Source organism: Streptomyces sp. NPDC002209 (assembly GCF_042890265.1).
GTDB lineage: Bacteria > Actinomycetota > Actinomycetes > Streptomycetales > Streptomycetaceae > Streptomyces.
The window spans coordinates 1-1,121 of sequence record NZ_JBIARX010000045.1; the positions used below are offsets into that span (position 1 = coordinate 1).

Genomic DNA, 1,121 nt, shown 5'->3' on the forward strand with positions numbered 1-1,121 from the left:
AGTGAGCGTTTTGGTTATGTTCGCGCTGGTCTGATGCAGTTCTGAACTGCCGGTCCCGCAGAGTTGTCGTGCCGTCTGTGCTGGAATATAGCTTTTCTGAAGAACAGTCGGCAGGCGAACTGATCCTGTTGACCCCGGAATATCCCGTCTCAATTGCACATGCCCTACTTCGCGGCATATCCGGGACGCCTGCCAACGCTCCCGATGCCACCGCACACGCCCTCCCCGACAGCTCCAAGCGCCGGTATCCCCACATCATGCGACCACCCCGGCCCTACCCCAGCGACCTGTCCGACGCGCGGTGGGAACTGATCCGCCCCACCCTCGAAACCTGGCGCCAGGCCCGCGCCGGGATCCGCCGGCCCCACCACGACCTGCGGGCCCTCATGAACGCCATCCTCTACGTCGACCGCACCGGCATCCCCTGGCGTTACCTACCGCACGACTTCCCGCCCTGGCAGAGCGTCTACGGCTACTTCGCCCACTGGCAGAACGACGGCATCTTCGACCACCTCAACGGCCTCCTGCGCAGCCTGCTCCGCCAGGCCGAAGGCCGCGAACCAGAGCCCACCGCCTGCCTGCTCGACTCCCAAAGCATCAAGACCTCAGCCAACGTCCACCTCGCCGACCAGGGCATCGACCCCGCGAAAAAGATCATCGGCCGCAAACGGCACATCGCCACCGACACCCTCGGCCTCCTCCTGGCCGTCCTGGTCACCGCCGCCAGCGTCCACGACTCCGCCGCCGGCACCCACCTCATCGACCACCTCGCAGCCCGCCACCCCACCATCACCAAAGCCTGGGCCGACAACGGCTACAAGAACAAAGCCATCGAACACGCCGCCACCCGCGGCATCGACCTCGAGATCGTCCAACGCGACCCCCACACCCGCGGCTTCACCGTCCAACCCCGCCGCTGGGTCGTCGAAAGAACCCTCGGCTGGCTCATGCACCACCGCCGCCTGGCCCGCGACTACGAAACCCACCCACACCGATCAGCAGCCATGATCCAAATCGCCGCCATCAACCTCATGACCCGACGCCTCACCCACCAGAACACCCCCAACTGGCGCGACACCTGACCCCAAATGAAACAGACAACCGAGAATCAAACGCTCACT

General features: G+C 65.0%; 1 protein-coding gene. It reads left to right on the plus strand.

Annotation, left to right across the window (positions count from 1 at the left end; translation table 11 throughout):
* The first annotated feature begins 257 nt into the window (after positions 1-257).
* A complete protein-coding gene (locus tag ACFYXK_RS33955; RefSeq protein WP_389414657.1) occupies positions 258-1,082 on the plus strand; it encodes an IS5 family transposase in 825 nt (274 codons plus the stop codon).
* Positions 1,083-1,121 lie beyond the last annotated feature (39 nt).

What these genes read in the sequence shown, in the direction of transcription:
- ACFYXK_RS33955 (WP_389414657.1), top strand. Translation starts at nt 258, where the DNA reads ATGCGACCACCCCGGCCCTACCCCAGCGACCTGTCCGACGCGCGGTGG.